This is a genomic window from Streptomyces sp. NBC_00102 (genome assembly GCF_026343115.1).
In the GTDB taxonomy this organism is placed as follows: domain Bacteria; phylum Actinomycetota; class Actinomycetes; order Streptomycetales; family Streptomycetaceae; genus Streptomyces.
This window is the reverse complement of record NZ_JAPEMC010000001.1, coordinates 4119611-4135879: the sequence shown is the minus strand read 5'-3', so window position 1 is coordinate 4135879 and position 16269 is coordinate 4119611. Positions and strand designations below refer to the sequence as shown.

Annotated in this window: 18 protein-coding genes and 2 pseudogenes; 10 read left to right on the top strand and 10 right to left on the bottom strand. The window is 72.2% G+C overall.

Features of this window, described 5'->3' with window-relative positions; all coding sequences use genetic code 11:
* Window positions 1-5 precede the first annotated feature (5 nt).
* Window positions 6-1280: a hypothetical protein gene (locus OHA55_RS18540; RefSeq protein ID WP_266707709.1), complete on the bottom strand. Its 1275-nt coding sequence runs from the start codon at window positions 1278-1280 to the stop codon at window positions 6-8.
* Window positions 1281-1529: 249 nt separating this feature from the next.
* On the opposite strand from OHA55_RS18540, the gene OHA55_RS18535 reads away from it, so the two are divergent.
* The 3 genes from OHA55_RS18535 (at window position 1530) to OHA55_RS18525 (ending at window position 3267) form a co-directional block, all read left to right on the top strand.
* Window positions 1530-2087 carry a Tat pathway signal protein gene (locus OHA55_RS18535; RefSeq protein ID WP_266707707.1) on the top strand — a complete coding sequence of 186 codons (558 nt, stop codon included), beginning with the start codon at window positions 1530-1532 and terminating at the stop codon, window positions 2085-2087.
* 110 nt (window positions 2088-2197) lie between these two features.
* Window positions 2198-2332: a hypothetical protein gene (locus OHA55_RS18530; RefSeq protein WP_266707705.1), complete on the top strand. Its 135-nt coding sequence runs from the start codon at window positions 2198-2200 to the stop codon at window positions 2330-2332.
* Window positions 2333-2634: 302 nt separating this feature from the next.
* Window positions 2635-3267: a hypothetical protein gene (locus OHA55_RS18525; protein ID WP_266707703.1), complete on the top strand. Its 633-nt coding sequence runs from the start codon at window positions 2635-2637 to the stop codon at window positions 3265-3267.
* A 50-nt stretch (window positions 3268-3317) separates the two neighbouring features.
* Here the strand turns inward: OHA55_RS18525 and OHA55_RS18520 are convergent, their stop codons facing one another.
* The 4 genes and pseudogenes from OHA55_RS18520 to OHA55_RS18505 all read right to left on the bottom strand — a co-directional run bounded on the left by OHA55_RS18520 (window position 3318) and on the right by OHA55_RS18505 (window position 6546).
* Complete coding sequence (locus OHA55_RS18520) at window positions 3318-3656, bottom strand: hypothetical protein (RefSeq protein WP_266707701.1); 339 nt, start codon at window positions 3654-3656, stop codon at window positions 3318-3320.
* 58 nt (window positions 3657-3714) lie between these two features.
* A complete protein-coding gene (locus tag OHA55_RS18515) occupies window positions 3715-5013 on the bottom strand; it encodes an MFS transporter (RefSeq protein WP_266710788.1) in 1299 nt (432 codons plus the stop codon).
* Window positions 5014-5204: 191 nt separating this feature from the next.
* Window positions 5205-5726, bottom strand: a pseudogene (locus OHA55_RS18510) (ArsR/SmtB family transcription factor); the annotation flags it as partial.
* 220 nt (window positions 5727-5946) lie between these two features.
* Window positions 5947-6546, bottom strand: coding sequence for a TetR/AcrR family transcriptional regulator (locus OHA55_RS18505; RefSeq protein ID WP_266710786.1), 600 nt, complete (start codon window positions 6544-6546; stop codon window positions 5947-5949).
* A gap of 163 nt (window positions 6547-6709) precedes the next feature.
* Here OHA55_RS18505 and OHA55_RS18500 point away from each other — a divergent pair, with 163 nt between their 5' ends.
* From OHA55_RS18500 to OHA55_RS18480, 5 genes are all read left to right on the top strand, one after another.
* Window positions 6710-7618, top strand: coding sequence for an aldo/keto reductase (locus tag OHA55_RS18500; protein WP_266707699.1), 909 nt, complete (start codon window positions 6710-6712; stop codon window positions 7616-7618).
* Between the two features lie 106 nt (window positions 7619-7724).
* Window positions 7725-8039, top strand: coding sequence for a DUF2316 family protein (locus OHA55_RS18495; RefSeq protein ID WP_266707697.1), 315 nt, complete (start codon window positions 7725-7727; stop codon window positions 8037-8039).
* A gap of 176 nt (window positions 8040-8215) precedes the next feature.
* Window positions 8216-8686 carry a hypothetical protein gene (locus OHA55_RS18490; RefSeq protein WP_266707695.1) on the top strand — a complete coding sequence of 157 codons (471 nt, stop codon included), beginning with the start codon at window positions 8216-8218 and terminating at the stop codon, window positions 8684-8686.
* A gap of 248 nt (window positions 8687-8934) precedes the next feature.
* Window positions 8935-9384, top strand: coding sequence for a universal stress protein (locus tag OHA55_RS18485; protein WP_266707693.1), 450 nt, complete (start codon window positions 8935-8937; stop codon window positions 9382-9384).
* A gap of 71 nt (window positions 9385-9455) precedes the next feature.
* On the top strand, window positions 9456-10580 hold the full coding sequence (locus OHA55_RS18480) for an adenylate/guanylate cyclase domain-containing protein (protein WP_266707691.1): 1125 nt from the start codon (window positions 9456-9458) through the stop codon (window positions 10578-10580).
* A gap of 77 nt (window positions 10581-10657) precedes the next feature.
* Here OHA55_RS18480 and OHA55_RS18475 read toward each other — a convergent pair whose 3' ends face one another.
* From OHA55_RS18475 to OHA55_RS18460, 4 genes are all read right to left on the bottom strand, one after another.
* Entirely contained in the window at window positions 10658-10948 is a 291-nt protein-coding gene (locus tag OHA55_RS18475; protein WP_266707689.1) for a DUF1330 domain-containing protein, read from the bottom strand.
* 95 nt (window positions 10949-11043) lie between these two features.
* Entirely contained in the window at window positions 11044-11634 is a 591-nt protein-coding gene (locus OHA55_RS18470; RefSeq protein WP_266707687.1) for a GNAT family N-acetyltransferase, read from the bottom strand.
* 89 nt (window positions 11635-11723) lie between these two features.
* On the bottom strand, window positions 11724-12839 hold the full coding sequence (locus tag OHA55_RS18465) for an ADP-ribosylglycohydrolase family protein (protein ID WP_266707685.1): 1116 nt from the start codon (window positions 12837-12839) through the stop codon (window positions 11724-11726).
* 278 nt (window positions 12840-13117) lie between these two features.
* Window positions 13118-13840, bottom strand: a complete 723-nt coding sequence (locus OHA55_RS18460; protein ID WP_266707683.1) for a helix-turn-helix transcriptional regulator — start codon at window positions 13838-13840, stop codon at window positions 13118-13120.
* Window positions 13841-13949: 109 nt separating this feature from the next.
* Between OHA55_RS18460 and OHA55_RS18455 the strand changes: the two genes are divergently transcribed.
* A complete protein-coding gene (locus OHA55_RS18455; protein ID WP_266707681.1) occupies window positions 13950-14450 on the top strand; it encodes a GNAT family N-acetyltransferase in 501 nt (166 codons plus the stop codon).
* Entirely contained in the window at window positions 14428-15744 is a 1317-nt protein-coding gene (locus OHA55_RS18450; RefSeq protein WP_266707679.1) for an ISAs1 family transposase, read from the top strand. Before OHA55_RS18455 ends, OHA55_RS18450 begins: the two co-directional genes overlap by 23 nt.
* A 183-nt stretch (window positions 15745-15927) precedes the next feature.
* Here OHA55_RS18450 and OHA55_RS18445 read toward each other — a convergent pair.
* Window positions 15928-16188 (bottom strand): annotated as a pseudogene (locus OHA55_RS18445) (hypothetical protein); the annotation flags it as partial.
* Window positions 16189-16269: the final 81 nt, after the last annotated feature.

The window sequence follows — 16269 nt, the reverse complement described above, 5'->3', positions numbered from 1 at the left end:
CCGTCTCAGCACGGCACGTCACCGCCGCATCGCCAGGCGGTCTCCTTGTCCGCGTAGACGTTGGCACGCGGGGAGAACATGTGGCCCACCCACTCCTGGCCGTCCCCCGCGGCGATGAAGGCCTCCGCTTGATAGGCCATCCGCTCCTTCTGGCGCGGCGTCTCGCAGAGGGCGGGGTCGGTGGTGAAGGTTTCCCCCGGTTCGACCGTGCGGTGAGCCAGGTCGGGCCCCGGTACGCAGTCGTGGGACACCTGCCAGAAACCGGCCACCTTGACCGTGACGTCCACGGCGGAAGCGGTCGGGTTCTCGACCCGCACGGCGAACCGCAGCCTGTCGCTCCGGACCTCCGCGCAGGCGCGCAGCAGTACGCCGGACGGACCGGCTTGGGGCGGCGAGCACCGGCTGTTCCCACCCAACGCGTCCCCGTCCCGGACGATCGAACGTGCTCCTGCCGCCGGACCCGGTGCCGCGGGACCGGCAGAGGTGACAGGACCGGCAGAGGTGACAGGACCGGCCGGGGCGACAGGACCGGCGGCGGTCTCGGCCCGGTCCGCCCGCTCCGCCGACCCGGGCAGGCCCTTGACGGCGAGCACCGAAACGATCAGCGCGGCGACGACCGCAATGCCCACCGCGGCACCGCGCTTCCGTGCACGCGGGGCGACGGAGCCGGTGTCGCGTACGGCGGGTCCCGGGGCGGGCCGCTCGCCCCCGCCGGCCGCGACCTCCCCGGCGGCCGGTACGGGAGCCTCGGGAACACCCGGCGGGACGGGCTGTCGCGGGGTCGACGGTTGGAGGGCCGACAACTGCGGGGCCGTCGCGGGATCGGTGGCGCCCGAGGACCGTGGTCGCGCGACGGGCTCAAGAGGTGCCACAGCCTCAACCGGCGCGCTGAGCGTCTTGACCACCGCGCTCCGCCACTGATGCCCCTTGATCGCGCGCAACTCGGCCAGGTGGATCTCGATGCGTCTGGCGATCCCCATCAGCCTTCTGCGGCGGTTCGCGGCGTCTCCGCGGAAGGCGGCGGCGATGCGGGCGGTGTCCTCCGCGGTCGGCAGGCGGCCCGCTCTCTTGTTCTCGCCGAGAAGCTGATCGCGGCCGAGCAGCCAGTGTCCCAGCAGAGGGTTGTCGATCTTCGGGGTGGCCTCCCTCAACAGGGCGACCAGCCCCGCCCGGGACGGACCGTCGCCCTCCATCACTTCCTGTAGGCACGTGCTCCACTCGTCCAGCGCCTGGACAAGGGCGAACGCCAACTCCTCGAACTGTTCATCCTGTTCCCCCACGAGCGCGTCCCCTCATGCCCAGAAAATTGCACAGTGCTTGTGAAACAGCAGGTCAAAGGCGGTGCATCGTGCACTGCAAGGACCTGCGCACCGAAGGGTCTGGAGCGGGCTTCCGGCAGTCGGGAGAGTGGATCGCAGCGGACGGGACCGAACTGATCCGCCCTCAATCCACCGAGCTGGTAACGGAGTGCTGCCATGAACCGATCGACGACCCGAAAGCATCGCACAGTACTGGCTCTCCTCACGGCCGTGCTGACGGCGACGGCCGTCCCGCTGATCGCCCCGGCCGCGGCCGACGCCGCCACGGGCGGCCGGGCCTGCCTCTTCCTGGACAAGGAGGGCGCCCGGTTCGCCGGCCGGACATACGGACACGTCGCCTGGGCGATCCGTGACCCGAAGCACGCCGAACACTGGATCTGGGGTGCCACCGAGGGCTACCGGGGCAAGGCGGTCATCGCCGCCGGCTCCGAGAACGGCAGCTGGATCAAGGGCGGCTCCTGGAACGACCTCCGCGCGAGCCTCCGGCGGGACGGCCGCCACAGGGCGGGCTACTACGACGCCTACCGGTGCATCAACACCGCAGGTGGCGACCTCAAGGCCGCGCAGCGCACCTTCCGCACCGGGAAGAGCAGCGGCTACAACGTGGGCCTCAACAACTGCCTCACGAAGTCGATCGCGATCTTCCGCACGTACAGCCCCGCCCTCAGCACGAAGCACCTGCCGAAGGGGGAAGTCGTCCCGCCCAGGAACTACTTCGCGACCTCTCTGGACAACGCGCGGGGCTGGGAGAAGGCGCGTACGTACTGATCCCTCCCGCCCGACCGGTCGAGCGGCGCGGCGCGGGCACCCGCGCCCGTCCCGTCGCGGCCGGGAGGCGTCCGGACACCTTCGAGGAAAACCCGAAAGGAGGAATCCCCATGTGGAACACGTGCCAGCGCTGCAAGGGCAACGGCAAGTGCACGACCTGCGACGGCTCCGGCCGGCGCGGTGTGTGGAAGTGCGACAGCTGCCGCGGCAGCGGCGACTGCAAGGCCTGCGACGGCCGAGGCTGACCGCGTGCCCCTGGTGACCCACCCCGTGGGGTGAAGGCCCCTGGTCCCCGATCCGCCGGGCATGGTCCGGCGGGTCGGGGAGGCCCGTCACTCATGCCGGGTACGCCCGTCCCGGACCCCTCTCCCGCCGACGGCGGTCACCGCCGTCGGCCCCCGCCGGGCAGACCGGCACCACCCCCACCGGAGGGACCGGCATCCGGCCTCGCCCCCCCGAGCCCCTTCAAGCACGTTCAAGCACCTTCACGCTCGTTCAAGCACCTTCACGCTCGTTCAAGCACCTTCGACACTTGAGGAGAACTCCCATGAACGAAACGCCTCGTACGCAGCCCGGGCAGACCGGCCTCCCCGGCGACCAGCCGGAGTTCCGCTTCCGGCAGGTGCCGATGCCTCCGAGTTACCCCCCGCGCCCCCGGACGGCGTCCGGCCCCGGGTACGGGCGGCAGCAGTACGTTCCCGGCGATCCGGAGATGCCACAGCGGGTCAGGACGGCTCGCATCGTCCTGTTCGTCCTGTCGGGGCTGCTCATCGTCCTGGGGCTTGCCGCGCTCGCCCAGGCGGAACTGGCGCAGAGCGTCTTCGACACGGACAGCGGATCGTCGGGGCTCTGGCCCCCCTCCGCCCTGGCGGAGGAGCAGGCCGCTTCGGCGAGGGTGGTCGTCGCGCAGGCCGGAATGATCTGGGCCGCCGTCTACGCCGCGGTCGCCCTCGTGCTCGCCCTCCGGTTCGGTGCCGGCGGCAAGCCGCTCCGCATCGGCACCATCGTCTACGGCGCCTGGCACGGTGTTGTCGGCGCCTTCACGATCGGCTTCGCCACCGCTGCCTCGTCCGCCTCCACCGTCCTGTCCTCACTCGTGGGAGTGACGGCCGGCGTCCTGTTGATCGTCCTCATGGCCCATCGGGACGGCGTGGCCTGGTTCGGCCGCCCCCGCAGCTGACAGCGGACGGAGCCGAGTTGACGCGGCGGGAGCCGGCCGGACCGGCCCGGTCACTCCCCTTCGCGCGGCAGCTGCGCGACGAAGTCCGCGAGGCCGGGCGCGGAAGGCGGTGGCTGTCCCGGGAGGTAGCGCCGGTAGTGGTCGGCGACCATGCGGCGCAGCCCGGCCTCGTCCGGCTCCTCGCCGGTCGGTTCAAGGCGGATCCGGTGGGGCTCGCCCGTCATGCGCAGCGGCCTGGCCGTCGCGTCGAAGCCGCGGGAGTACTCGTCGGGCATCTCCCACCACGCCTCCGCGTACGCCTGGTCCCTGAGCACGTACATGTGGAACTCGTCGTCGAAGATGATCACGGGTGCGGTCGGGGGTGGCGTCGTCGGTGGAGTGGTCGTCATCCGTGGAGTATGCGGCGCGCGTCTCACCGGCGGCAGCCCCTTTTCCGTCGGTGACCGCTCAGGGCGCGGCCACGGCCTCCGGGCGGTCCGGACCGGCCGCCCCGGCGGTATCCGGAACGGCTGCCGGGGCGGTATCCGGAACGGCTGCCGGGGCGGCGGCCCGCAGTGCCGCTTCGACGCGGCGGTTGCTGGTCATGGTCGCGGTGAGGGCGGTCATCGCCAGGAGGAGGCCGGCGGCGGCGTAGAGCGGGGTGCGGATGTCGTAGGCGGTGGCGAGCCAGCCGCCCAGGAAGGCACCGACGGGGGCGGCGCACATGGCCAGCATGCGGGAGGTGGACGCGACCCGGCCCATCAGGTGGGCGGGGACGATCGTCTGCCGGAGGGAGGGGGCGATCACCATCGTGGCGCCCATGCCCGCCCCGCAGACGGCGAGCGCCGCCCCGGCCACGTACGGATTCGGAGCGGCGGCCAGACCCAGGACGGCGAGCCCCTCGACGGCCGCCGTGCAGGTCAGCGCGGCGCCGGTACCGAGGCGCCGGCCGAGGCGGGAGGCGATGCCCGCACCGAGCAGACCGCCGGTGGCCTCCGCGGTGAGGAGCAGGCCGAAGCCGTAGGTGTCGATGCCGAGGCGCTCGTGCGCGAAGAGGGCGAGGACGGTCTCCACGGCGATGAAGGCGACGTTCCCGACCGCCGGGCGGAGCGCCAGCCCGAGCAGCAGCGGGTTCCGGAAGACGTACGAGGCCCCGGCCCGTGCCTGCCGGAGCAGCGGTTCGCGGGCCTCCGGCACGGGCCGGGGCGTGGCGGGCAGCGTGCGCACGAGGAGCGCGGAGAGCAGGAACGACACCGCGTCGGCGACCAGCGGGACCGCCCGCCCGAGCGCGAGCAGCGCACTGCCCGCGGGCGGCCCCGCGAAGCCGGACATGGCGGTCTGGGCGCCGCGCAGACGGGAGTTGGCGCGCTCCAGGAGTGCGGGGTCCCGGTGGAGCAGCTCCGGGAGATAGGCCGTGGCGGCCGTGTCGAAGAAGAGTCCGCCGAGGCCGAGCAGGAAGGCGACGGCCGCGAGCAGCGGAATGCTCAGTACGTCGAGGACGGCCGCCGCCGCGGGTATCCCGAGCAGTACGGCACGCGCCGCGTCGGCGACCCACATCGTGCGCCGGCGGTCCCACCGGTCCACCAGAGCTCCGCCGAGCACCCCGAAGAGTAACCACGGCAGTGTCCCCGCGGCCGTGACGACGGCGAGCGCCCTCGGATCCCGCGTCAGCGTCAGCGCGATCAGCGGCAGCGCGGCCTGCGTCACCCCGTCACCGAGCGAGGAGACCGTCTGCGCGCTCCAGAGCCGCCCGAAGCCGGTCGGCAACTTCCCTGTTCCCGGTGTCACTTGGACTCCCCTCCGGTCTGGGATCCGGTCTGCGATCCGGTCTGGGATCCCGTCTGCGATCCGGTCTGCGATCCCGTCTGCGATCCGGTCTGCGATCCCGTCTGCGATCCGGTCTGCGATCCCGTCTGCGATCCGGTCTGCGATCCCGTCTGCGATCCGGTCTGCGATCCGCTCTGCTCGCGCGATGCCGGGTGGAACAGCGCGAAGACGAACGAGGCGTCCGGCAGGGCGGGATCGGACAGCTCCCGGTACTCGTCCGCCAGCGCCTGGAGCCGTACCCCCAGCTGTGTGAACTGCTCCTCGGTGAGCCGCAGATGGGCCATGCCGACGTGCCGTTCGCCGTCCACGGGCGACGCCTCCAGATCGGCCAGCGCGTGCCGCATCAGCGGGTCCGGCCCTCCCTGACCGGGGTCCGGCATCTCGATCGTCCGCGCGGCCATCGCGTAGTACCGCTCGGTGACCCCGCGCACCTTCCGTGTCCGGACCACCTTCACCACACCGGCCCGTTCCAGCAGCCGTACGTGGTAGCTGGAACTCCCCTTCGCGAGGCCGAGTCGCTCGGCGATCTGCGTGATCGTCGCCGGTTCGAAGCGGATCGCGGCCATGATCCGGTGGCGTGTGAGGTTGGAGACGGCGCGCAACTGCTCGTCGGTGGTGACGTGAAGGGTCTCGGGGAGACCGTCGGTAGCCATGCGCGCAATGGTCAACGTTCCTTGACCATTGCGCAAGGGGTTCCGCGCGGCCTTCCGGGATCCGTCGGCCGGCGCACGCGAAAAGGGCCGTCCGGGGCTCCGGGGGCGCTGACGCCCCCGGAGCCCCGGACGACCGGATCCGAGCACGGGAATGTGCCACGGACCGCCGCCTTCAGCGGGGTTCGGGTGCGGCCTTTTCGTGGACTTCCTTCCGCCGGCGTCAGTCCGCCACCGGGTGGGCGCCGCCTCCGTCGCGCGGGCGCAGGGCGTCGACGACGAGGTCGAGCACCCGGCCGATCCGGTCCGGGGTGTCGTCGACGGCCACGGAGTGGAAGACGCCGAAGACCATGGTGGTGACGTCGTCGGGGTCGACGTCCGACCGGAGCGAACCGGTGCGCGCACCGGCGGCGAGAAGGACCCCGATGGCGGCGGTGAGGCGCTCCCGGGTGGCCGGGGTGGCGATGGCTCCGGAGGCCCAGCCCGCCCGGAGCGTGCCCAGCATGCCGCGCTTGGTGGCGACGAACCCGGCGTAGCGGTCCATCCAGGCGCGCAGGGCCACCTCGGGCGGGAGCCCGGCGAGGAGCTCGTCGGCGCTCGCGGTGACGGCGTCCAGTTCGGCCGCGAACACGGCTTCCACCAGGGCTTCGCGGGTGGGGAAGTGCCGGTAGAGGGTGCCGATGCCGACGCCCGCCGCACGGGCGACCGTCTCCAGCGGGACGGTGTCGTCGGCGGCGGCGAACGCCGAGCGGGCCGCCTCGATCAGCTTGTCGCGGTTGCGCCGCGCGTCGGCGCGGGCGGGCCGGGGCGCGGCGGCCCGCACCCCGGGGACATCAGGAGTGCCAGGGGAATCCGGGGCACCGGCAGCGCCGGGAGCGTCCGGGGTATCGGCGGCGTTCAAAACGGAGGAACCTCCGGTAGTGCTACAGTCGACTTAACGGAGGTTCCTCCGTTTCTTCATCCTCTCACGAGACCGGGATGACCTCATGACGACCACAGACACCACGGCGAACGGCGCTCCCCGCGCCGGAGGGGCCGGCCGGATCGGCGCCCGTACCGTCTCCCGCATCGGCTTCGGCGCCATGCAGCTGCCCCGCCTCCGCGACGACCGCGCCGCCGCCCTCGCGGTCGTACGCCGGGCGGTCGAGCTCGGCGTCGACCACATCGACACCGCGCACTTCTACGGGGACGGCTTCGCCAACGACGTCCTGCGCGAAGCGCTCCGGCCCGAGGACGGCGTCCTCGTCGTCAGCAAGGTCGGCGCGACGCCCCACTCCGGTGGCCCGCACCCGATGCGCCTCGCCCAGCGGCCCGAGGAACTGCGGGCCTCGGTCGAGGACAACCTGAAGAGCCTCGGCGTCGACCGGATTCCCCTGGTCAATCTGCGCCGCGCCGAACGCGCTCCCGGCCTGATCGCCGAGGGCGATCAAGTGGTCGACATCGACGACCAGTTGGCCACCATGACCGCACTGCGCGACGAGGGAAAGATCGACGCGATCGGCATCAGCCACGTCGGCATGGCCGAGCTGCGCCGGGCGCTCCCGGTGGGCCTGGCCTGCGTGCAGAACGCGTACAGCCTGGTGGCCCGCGACGACGAGGAGATGCTCCGGCTCTGCGTCGCGGAGGACATCGCCTGGGTGCCGTACTTCCCGCTCGGCAGCGCGTTCCCCGGCATGCCGAAGGTGACGGACGAACCCGCCGTCGTAGCGCTCGCCGAATCGCTGGGCAGCACCCCTGCCCAGATCGGCCTGTCCTGGCTGCTCCACCACGCACCGAACGTGCTGCTCATCCCCGGTACGGCCGATACCGGGCACCTGGAGGCGAACGTCGCGGCCGGCGCGGTCGCGCTCGACGCGACGGCCCTCGCCGCCCTGGACGCGGTGCCGACCCGCTGAAGGCCCCCACCCGCAGAAGGCCGCCCCACGCGCCGAACACTGCCCCCAACCCCACCCCCTGCATCACGCATCACGCATCACGCATCACCAGGAACGAGGCCGTGCCATGTCCCTGAACGAGGCCGAACGCCGCCGCACGAGCGCGGAGTTGAGTCAGAACCTGACCCTGTCCGGCCTGACCGAGGAGGAAGCCGCGGCGGACCTGGGCGTCACCCCGGACGAGGTGCGGCGGGCCCTCGACGTCACGGAGAGGACCGGCCCGGTGGAGGTGTGGCAACTGCGCGACTACCTCGATCAGGCCGTACGGGACGCGGGCGGGCGGCCCGCCCCGTTCACCGTACTGACGGACCGCGCACGCCGGTCCGCCCTCGCGTGGTTCGCGCTGCGGGAGGCCCCGCGGCACGATTTCACCCCGCGGTGACGGGCACACCCGGCAGAGGCGGCCGCGTCCGTGGGCATGAGCAGTCCGGCCCCACCCCTCCCGGGTGACGCGCGGTCCATACGGGTGAGCGGTGAACGGTTCCTCCGCCCGGTGCGGTGAGGTGGACCGGTAGGAAGATCCCGACCTGTTCGTGATCTTCGAGAGGACCTCTTCCCGTGCACCCTGCCCGCACCGCCGCCCTGGTCGCCGCCGCCCTGCTGGTCCCGGCGGCGGCCACCGCGGTCGCCCCCGCCTCGGCCGCCCCCGCCACCCCCGGTACGCACGCCGCTCCCGCCGAACAGCCGGTGGAGTTCCAGGTCCGCCGGGGCGACACCTCCGCGGTCCTGAGCTTCAGCGGCCACCTGTCCTGGAGCGGGACCGGAAACCGTACCTACACCCTCAAGGGGCAGTTGACGGCCCGCTGCCGCACGGCCACCCGGTTCACGGCCCGGCTCCAGTACGGGGGTACGGGCGAGAAGTGGAAGGACTCCCCCGAGTCGGAGTGCTCCCACTCCCGTACCGGGTACAACGTCATCGCGCTGGCCGGGACGCTGCCGCGCGACAGCAAGCTGAGGCTCCGGCTGGGGACCTGGAAGTCCGCCGCGTGGGTGTACTCCGGCCGGAAGACCTACGCTCCCCCGGCCTGACGCGGACCGCCGACAGGACCATGGCCGACGGGCCCCGGTCGGCGAGACCCCGACCGGCGGGCCCCCCGACCGGCGGGCCCCCGACCCGCGGGCCCCGGACCGGCGGGACCCCGCCGACCGGCGCACCCGTGCCCGGCGCGGCACGTGCGGCATGTCACCCGTCCCGCGCGTGCCCCGCCCCTTGCCCGGCGGACCCGCCCCCTCTACCTTACTTTTCAGTAAGTTTACTGCGGAGTAAGGGGTTTGGCGTGGGCGCCTACCGCACGGTCATGGTCGGTACGGACGGCTCGGAGTCGTCGTTGGCGGCGGTCGAGAGGGCGGCCCGGCTCGCCGCCGACTGCGCGGCCGAACTCGTCATCGCCTGCGCGTATCTACCGATGCGCGGGCACGAACTGGCAGCGGCGCAGGATCAGTTGAAGGCCGAGGCCTATCAGGTGGTGGGCTCGGCGCCCGCCGAGGCCACGCTGCGCGTCGCGGCGGACCGGGCCAGGGCGCAGGGCGCGGGCGCGATACGGACGGTCGCGGTGGAGGACGAGCCGGTCGCCGCGCTCGCCCGGACCGCCCGGGAGGTCTCGGCCGATCTGCTGGTCGTCGGCAACCGGGGGCTGCGCTCGCTCGCCGGGCGCATCCTCGGCTCCGTACCGGCGGACATCGCCCGCAAGGCCCCGCTCGACGTGCTGATCGTGCACACCACATGAGTGGGGCGGGCGGGCCCGCCCCAGGGCCCGAGCCGTTACGCGCGGGCGGGCCTGCGGCCGAGGCGGCCGAGGTGCCCGGGCAGCTCTTCGGGGTCGCCGAACTCGGCCGGGCCATCGAGGAGGTGCTGCTCGGCGGGGGACGTGTCTGGACGCGGCAGGAGATGGCCGAGCGGTCCGGGGTCGGGGCCGGGCGCACTGCGCGGATCTGGCGCGCGCTCGGTTTCCCGATGGTCGACGAGGACGCGCGTGTCTTCACCGACGCCGACGTCGAGGCGCTGCGCGCGGGGGAACGGCTCATCGCGGCCGGGCTCATCACCGAGGAGAGCGAGATCATGATGGCCCGCGCCCTGGGCCACCATCTCTCCCGGCTGGCGGAGTGGGAGGTGCACACCCTCTGGTCCTGGATCAACCGGGAGTCCGAGTTCACGCTGGACGGCGGGAAGTTGATGACGCACGCCGCGGCCCTGCTGCCGGAGATGGAGGCGTTGCAGCAGCACGTGTGGCGCCGGCACCTCGCCGCTTACGCGGAACGCGTCCTGGCCGAGGCGGCCGAAGGGGCCGAGGTGCGGGAGACCGCGCACACCGGGGCCGAGTCGCGGGATCCCGGCTTCGAGGGCCGGGCGGCGGGCGGCCCGGTGCCGCCGCACGAGGGTGCCGAAGTCCGCGACCGGGCGGTGGGCTTCACCGACATGGTCGGCTACACCCGGCTGACCAGAGGGCTCGGGAACGCCGAACTCGTCCGCGTACTGGACCTGTTCGAGAGTCTCACCGGGGACGTGGTCGCCGAGGGCGGGGGCCGGGTGGTGAAGACCATCGGTGACGAGGTCCTCTTCGTCTGCGAGTCGGCGTCCGAGGCCGCCGACACGGCCTTGGAACTGACCGCCCGCGCTGCGGCCGAACCCCGGCTGCCGCAGGTGCGGACCGGGCTCGCCCACGGAGCCGTACTCAGTCGCTTCGGCGACGTCTACGGCGCGGCCGTCAACATCGCCGCCCGGCTCACGGCCGTGGCCCGCCCCGACACGGTGCTGGTCAACACCGAGCTGGCCGGGGAGCTTTCGGGGATGCCGGGCTACGACCTCCGGTCACTGAGGCCCGTATCGGTACGCGGGTACAGCAGGCTGCGCCCGGTACTGCTCCGGCCGGCCAGGCCGGGCGGGCAGGGCGGACGGGGCGGACGGGGCGGACGGGGCGACTGACGGAAGGACCGGCCGCCACGGGGGCCTCCGGGGTCAGAAGACCCGGGGTCAGAGGCCCGGGGCCAGAAGCCCTTGGGTCAGAGGCCCTCGACGATCAGCCTTCTGCTGTCCGTGTTCCGGCTGCGCAACGGGGCGATCGCCTGGTACTCCGCCGAGTCGTTCCAGGCTCGCGCGGAGGCCAGGTCCGGGAACTCCACCAGAACGATCTGCCCGGGGGCCCAGGCGCCCTCGACGACATCGGTCTCGCCGCCCCGGGCCAGATAGCGTCCGCCGTAGGGGGCGAGGGTGGCGACCACCTGCGAACGGTACTCGGCCAGTTCATCGGCGTCGCCGGTCAACTTCACGTCTGCGATCACGTATGCGGTCATGAAGCCGACCCTAAGCGATCACCAATCCGGAGTGCCGGCTCAACCAGGCTTTCCCACGGTCTCGTTCGGGGATCCGCCGATCTCCCCGAGCCCCGTCAGGCAGGGGCCGCCGACGCCTCGGCCCGTACCGCGAGACGCCAGATCAGGTCGACGCCCGTCTCACCGGGCGCCGCCTGCCGGTCCGGCGCGACAATTCGGGCGACCTCGGTGAAGCCCAGGCGCCGGGCGACCGCGCCGCTCGCGACGTTTGCCTCGTCGTGGTGGATCTCGACGTGGTCGATGCCCGGCAGCTCTCCCGCTGCCCGCACCAGGGCTGCCGCGGCCATGGTGGCCAGCCCCTGTCCGGTCCACGCGTGGTGGAGCCAGTACCCGATCTCCAGACCGTGCGGCCCGATGCGACGGTGCAGGCCACAGCTTCCGACCACCACACCGTCCGAGAGGATCGCGTAGTTGTATCCCTCCCCCGCCAGCCACTCCTTCTCGGCGAAGGCGAGGAAGCCTTCGCCCTGTGCCCGGTCGTGGGTGGCCGCGAAGGGCATCCAGGGACGCAGGTGCTCGCGCGACTCGGTGATCGCCCGGTCCAGCCCCTCGATCATGTCGGCGTGCCACCGGCGGAGTTCGATCCGGTCGCAGTGGAGCACGTCGGGAGGCTGCACGCCGGAGGGGTGCGAGTCAGAGGGCTGCATGCCAGAGATGGTTCCCATCCTGGGATGCTGGCCCGCCCACACGGGATGCACAACTCGTTTGCCGCGCCCGGGGCCACGGGAGATCCCCGTCACGCCCTCGGATACCGGGCGAGCCAACCCGGCGCAGCGGCAGTCGCGTTGTGCAGGGCCGGGCCCTGGGTCATCTCCATCGCGAAGTCGTCGGCGAGTTCGAGGATCGTGGCCCGCCCCTCGATCTCCGCGAGCCAGGACGGCGGCAGGGCCGTCTCCCCGTGCAACGCGCCCAGCAGCGCCCCGCAGACCGCCGCGGCGGGCGAGGACGGCCCCCCGTGGTTCACGGCCAGCCGAAGCCCGTGCCGCACGTCCTCGCCGACGAGCGCGCAGTACAGCCCCACCGCGAGGACCTCCTCCGCCGAGTCGTCCGACCCCAGCGACTCGATCAGCGCGGGCCCGGGAATGCCTTGCCGTACGGCTCCGAGGGCCCGGCGCACCGCCTCGCTGACGGGCTCGTGGCCCGGGCGTTCCGCGAGCAGCGCGAGCGCCCGCTGCACCGACCCGTCCAGCGTGTCCCGCCGGGCCAGCCCGTGCACCACCACCGCGAAGGCCCCGGCGGCCAGTTGGGCGGTCGAGTGCCCGTGGCTCTGCGCCGCGCACTCGACGGCGAGCTGGCACACGAGCTGCGGCTCCCACCCCGCGAGCAGCCCGAACGGCGCGGACCGGGTCAGCGCGGCCGAATCCCGCGCCTGCGGGTTCCTGGGGCTCTCCAGGGTGCCCATGGTGGTGTCGCCGAACCCGTGCAGACAGGCCCGCACCGGGGCCCGGCGGGCGTACAGCCACTCCTCGCGCGCGAGCCAGCCGTCACCCTCGCGCCGCTCGTCCGGCCCCCAGTCCCGCTGCGTCGCCGCCCACCGCAGATGGGCCCGGTACACGTCGGTCGGCGGATGCCAGGCGCCCGTATCGCGCCGCACCTGCGCCCGTATCAGCCCGTCCACGGTGAACAGGGTCAGCTGGGTGACCGCCGTGACACCGCCCCGCCGCCCGAACACCGGCACGAAATCAGCCACACCGCCGACCCCGTGGGCCTCGCGGATCTCCTCCAGCGTGAGCGGGGTGACCCCCGCCCCGAGAGCGTCCCCGAGCGCGCCACCCAGCAGCGCTCCCCGTACCCGGCTGCGGAAGTCCTGCTGCTCCACACGGCCCCAGACAGCTGTGGTCCCGATGGTCATCCGGCCAGTCCCCCTACCGTCGGTACGGCTCCGCCAGCACTGTAATAGAACGGGAACGACTGATTCAGGGTCGGAACGGAATGTACGGAGTAGCTCTGGAGATCACTTTTGAACGGCATTCATCAGGGTTTTCCCGGACGGAACGGGTCACCGGGCGGGGTTCTCCCCGGGCCCTTCGGCCTCACCTTCCTCAGGCCCCTCCCCGCAGGCCCCGGGGAGAGTCCTGTTCGCCCGGCTTGATCACGCGTCGGTGTGGCCGGGTCAGGTCCGGTTCAGGATCAGAGTTCAGCTGGTGGCAGGCCGAGGTGGTCGTGCAGTGCCCGGCGGCCGGCGAGTGTCACGAGGAGGGCGCGGGTGGTGCCGATGCGCGTCATCCACCCGGTGGCGAGTGCGTGGGCAGACAGGGCGGCGCCCACAGCGCCAGCCAGGTGGAGACGGCGCTCGGTCCAGTCGAGGCATGCGCGCACCGGTGGCCGGCGTGATCCGGCAGGCACCGTGATGCCGGTCTCGGCAAGCCAGAGGGTGCCCTTGCCGGTCAGGCCCGGCTCGGGTCCCCACTCCAGGAGTCCGCGTTCGACCATCGCGTCGGTGATGGCCAGTGCGGTGGTTCCGGCCAGGTGGTCGTAGCACAGCCGGGCGCGGGCCAGTGCCTGCCGCCGGCCGGAGGCCGACAGCGAGCGTGGTGGGGCGCTGTGCTTGGGGGCCAGCGCGGCAAGGCTCTCGATCAGTTCGACCACTCTGCGGTCGGCCACCCGTACGTAGCGGTGGCGTCCGTGCCGCTCCTCGACGAGGAGTCCGCCGTTTACGAGCAGGTTCAGGTGCGAGGTCGCCGTGGACGGCGCCACTCCGGCATAGCGCGCGAGCTCGTTCGCCGTCCATGCCCGCCCGTCGAGCAGCGCGAGGCAGAAGGCGGCCCGGGTGCCGTCGGCCAGCAGTCTGGCCACGCCCGCCAGGTCCACACCCACATCCTGGCCTGCGCGCTGAATGTCCACGGTGCCCATTGTCGCCGACGTCCCTTCGACGTCCGTCGAAGCGTCCCCGTCCTAGCGTCGGCCCGTGCGCCGGGCTCACCGGCCCCGCACTCGCATCCGCTCACGTACTGGAGCAACCATGACCGCGTCCGACACTGCCGTCACCATCTCCCACCAGCCCAAACCCCAGACGGACTGGGTGCTCACCGACGCCCCCACACCCGAAGACGTTGCGGCGATCTCCGACGCGCTGGAGCGCTTCAACATCGAGCACACGGGAATCGCCGACCGCAGACCTCTGGCCGTCCTGGTCCGTGATCCCGAGACGCGCCAGGTGGTCGGCGGACTGACCGGGCGTACCTCGCTCGGGCTGTTCTTCCTCGACCTCTTCTACCTGCCGCCCCGGCTGCGTGGCAGCGGGCTGGGAACAGAGATCCTCCGGCAGGCCGAGGACGAGGCTCGTGCCCGTGGCTGCCGCACGGCCGTGCTCTACACCATCACCTTCCAGGCCCCCGGCTTTTACCAGAAGAACGGGTGGAAGCGGCTGGGAGAGGTGCCCTGCGATCCGCCGGGCACCAGCCGCGTCTTCATGACCAAAGAACTCACCGCATCGACTGGTGAACCAGTCCGGTCCCGGTAAGGTCGCCGTGCTCGTTGCACCATCATCTGTTCCGTCCGCTCTGCACCTGCCACAGGCCGCGTCCGGGGCGTCACGGCCCGAGGCGGTGGTGCCGTCCGGGCTGCTCGCCGCTCTGTCCCTGGTGCCCGATCCGAGGAATCCGCGCGGGGTGCGGTTCCGGCTGGCCACGCTGCTCGCGGTCGGCGTGTGTGCACTCACCAGCGCCGGACACAACTCCCTGACCGCCATTGCCGAGTGGGTACGCCGCTGCGACCAGGATGTCCTGGCCCGGCTGGGCTGCCCTTTCGATCCCTTTACCGGCCGGTTCAAGGCTCCGGGCGAGCGAACCCTGCGCGATGTATTCGCCCGCGTCGACCCCGCGCTCCTCACCGCCGCTGGTTTCACCAGACTCACCACACTCCAGGCCCGCCCGGTGACCGCGATTGGCCCGGATGGGATCGTCGAGCGCGAACAGCGCCGCGCCCACCGGATCGCCCAGCACGAGACGGACCGGCCGCAACCGCGTCGTGCGGCTTTTGCCGTGGACGGCAAATGCCTGCGCGGAGCGGTCCGCGCGGACGGCAGCCGTGTCTTCGTCCTTTCCGCAGTGCGCCACCACGATGCGTTGACTGCTGCTCTGCGCGAGATCGGTGCGAAGACGAACGAGATAACCGAGTTCGCTCCGCTGCTGGACGCCCTCGATGATCAGGACCTGACCGGCTCCGTCGTCACCGTCGACGCCCTGCACGCCCAGACGAGCCACGCTCGCTACCTTGTCGAGGACCGCCAGGCCCACTACCTGCTGTCGGTGAAGAACAACCAGCCCACCCTGGCTCGCCAGTTGACCAAACTGCCCTGGTGGCAGGTACCGGTCCTCGACCAGTCCCGCGACCGCGGACACGTCCGTGAGGAGGTCCGCGAGGTGAAGGTGGTGAGCGTGAACGGTCTGCTGTTCCCTCACGCCCGCCAGGTTGTTCGCATCGACCGCAAACGCCGCCGAATCGGCACATCGAAGTGGCAGACCGAGACCGTCTATGCCGTCACCGATCTCGCGGCCCACCAGGCGTCTCCCGTTGAGATCGCTGCCTGGGCGCGTGGCCACTGGATCATCGAGAACACCGTCCACTGGACCAAAGACGTGACCTTCGCCGAAGACGCCAGTCAGATCCGCCGGCATCGCACCCCAGCCGTCATGAGCGCACTGCGCGACCTTGCCCACGCCACCCTCCACCGCTCCGGATGGGCCAACATCGCCAGCGGCCGACGAGCCCACACGCACCCCGCAGCCACGCTCACCCTTCACGGGATTCCGTGATCAAACCGGGCGAACGGGACTCTCCCCGGGGCCCTGCCCCTCCCCGGGCGCCTCCTTGAGCTCCTCCCAGGTCTCCTCCTCGGTCTCCTTCGAGGGCTCCGCTCCCTCCGGCCGCCGGAAGCGGTCCCGCCGGGGCCCCGGACTCACCCCGCCGACGATCCACGCGAACGGCGGCCGCCCCTCCCGGCACTCCGCCACCAGCAGCGCGTCCCGCAACGCGTCGGCAGCCGCCTTGAGCGCGAACCGCACGGCCGTCTCCCCGGCCGCCTCGTCGGCCAGCACCTCCCGCGCCCCGGCGAGCACGTCCTCCCCGCACGCGACGAGATCGGCCTCCACCTCGTCGGCCAGCCGCGACATCCGGCTGTCGGGGTCATCGGTGCTGAGGTAACAGCGCCTGCCCTCGGGCGAGTTCCAGGGCAGCAGACGGAACTGGGAATCGGCCATGACACATGCCTCGCAGACGTGGGTGACTTCCAACGGGTGATGCTCACCGTTCGTGACTCGATGATCACCGCCGCGACCTAC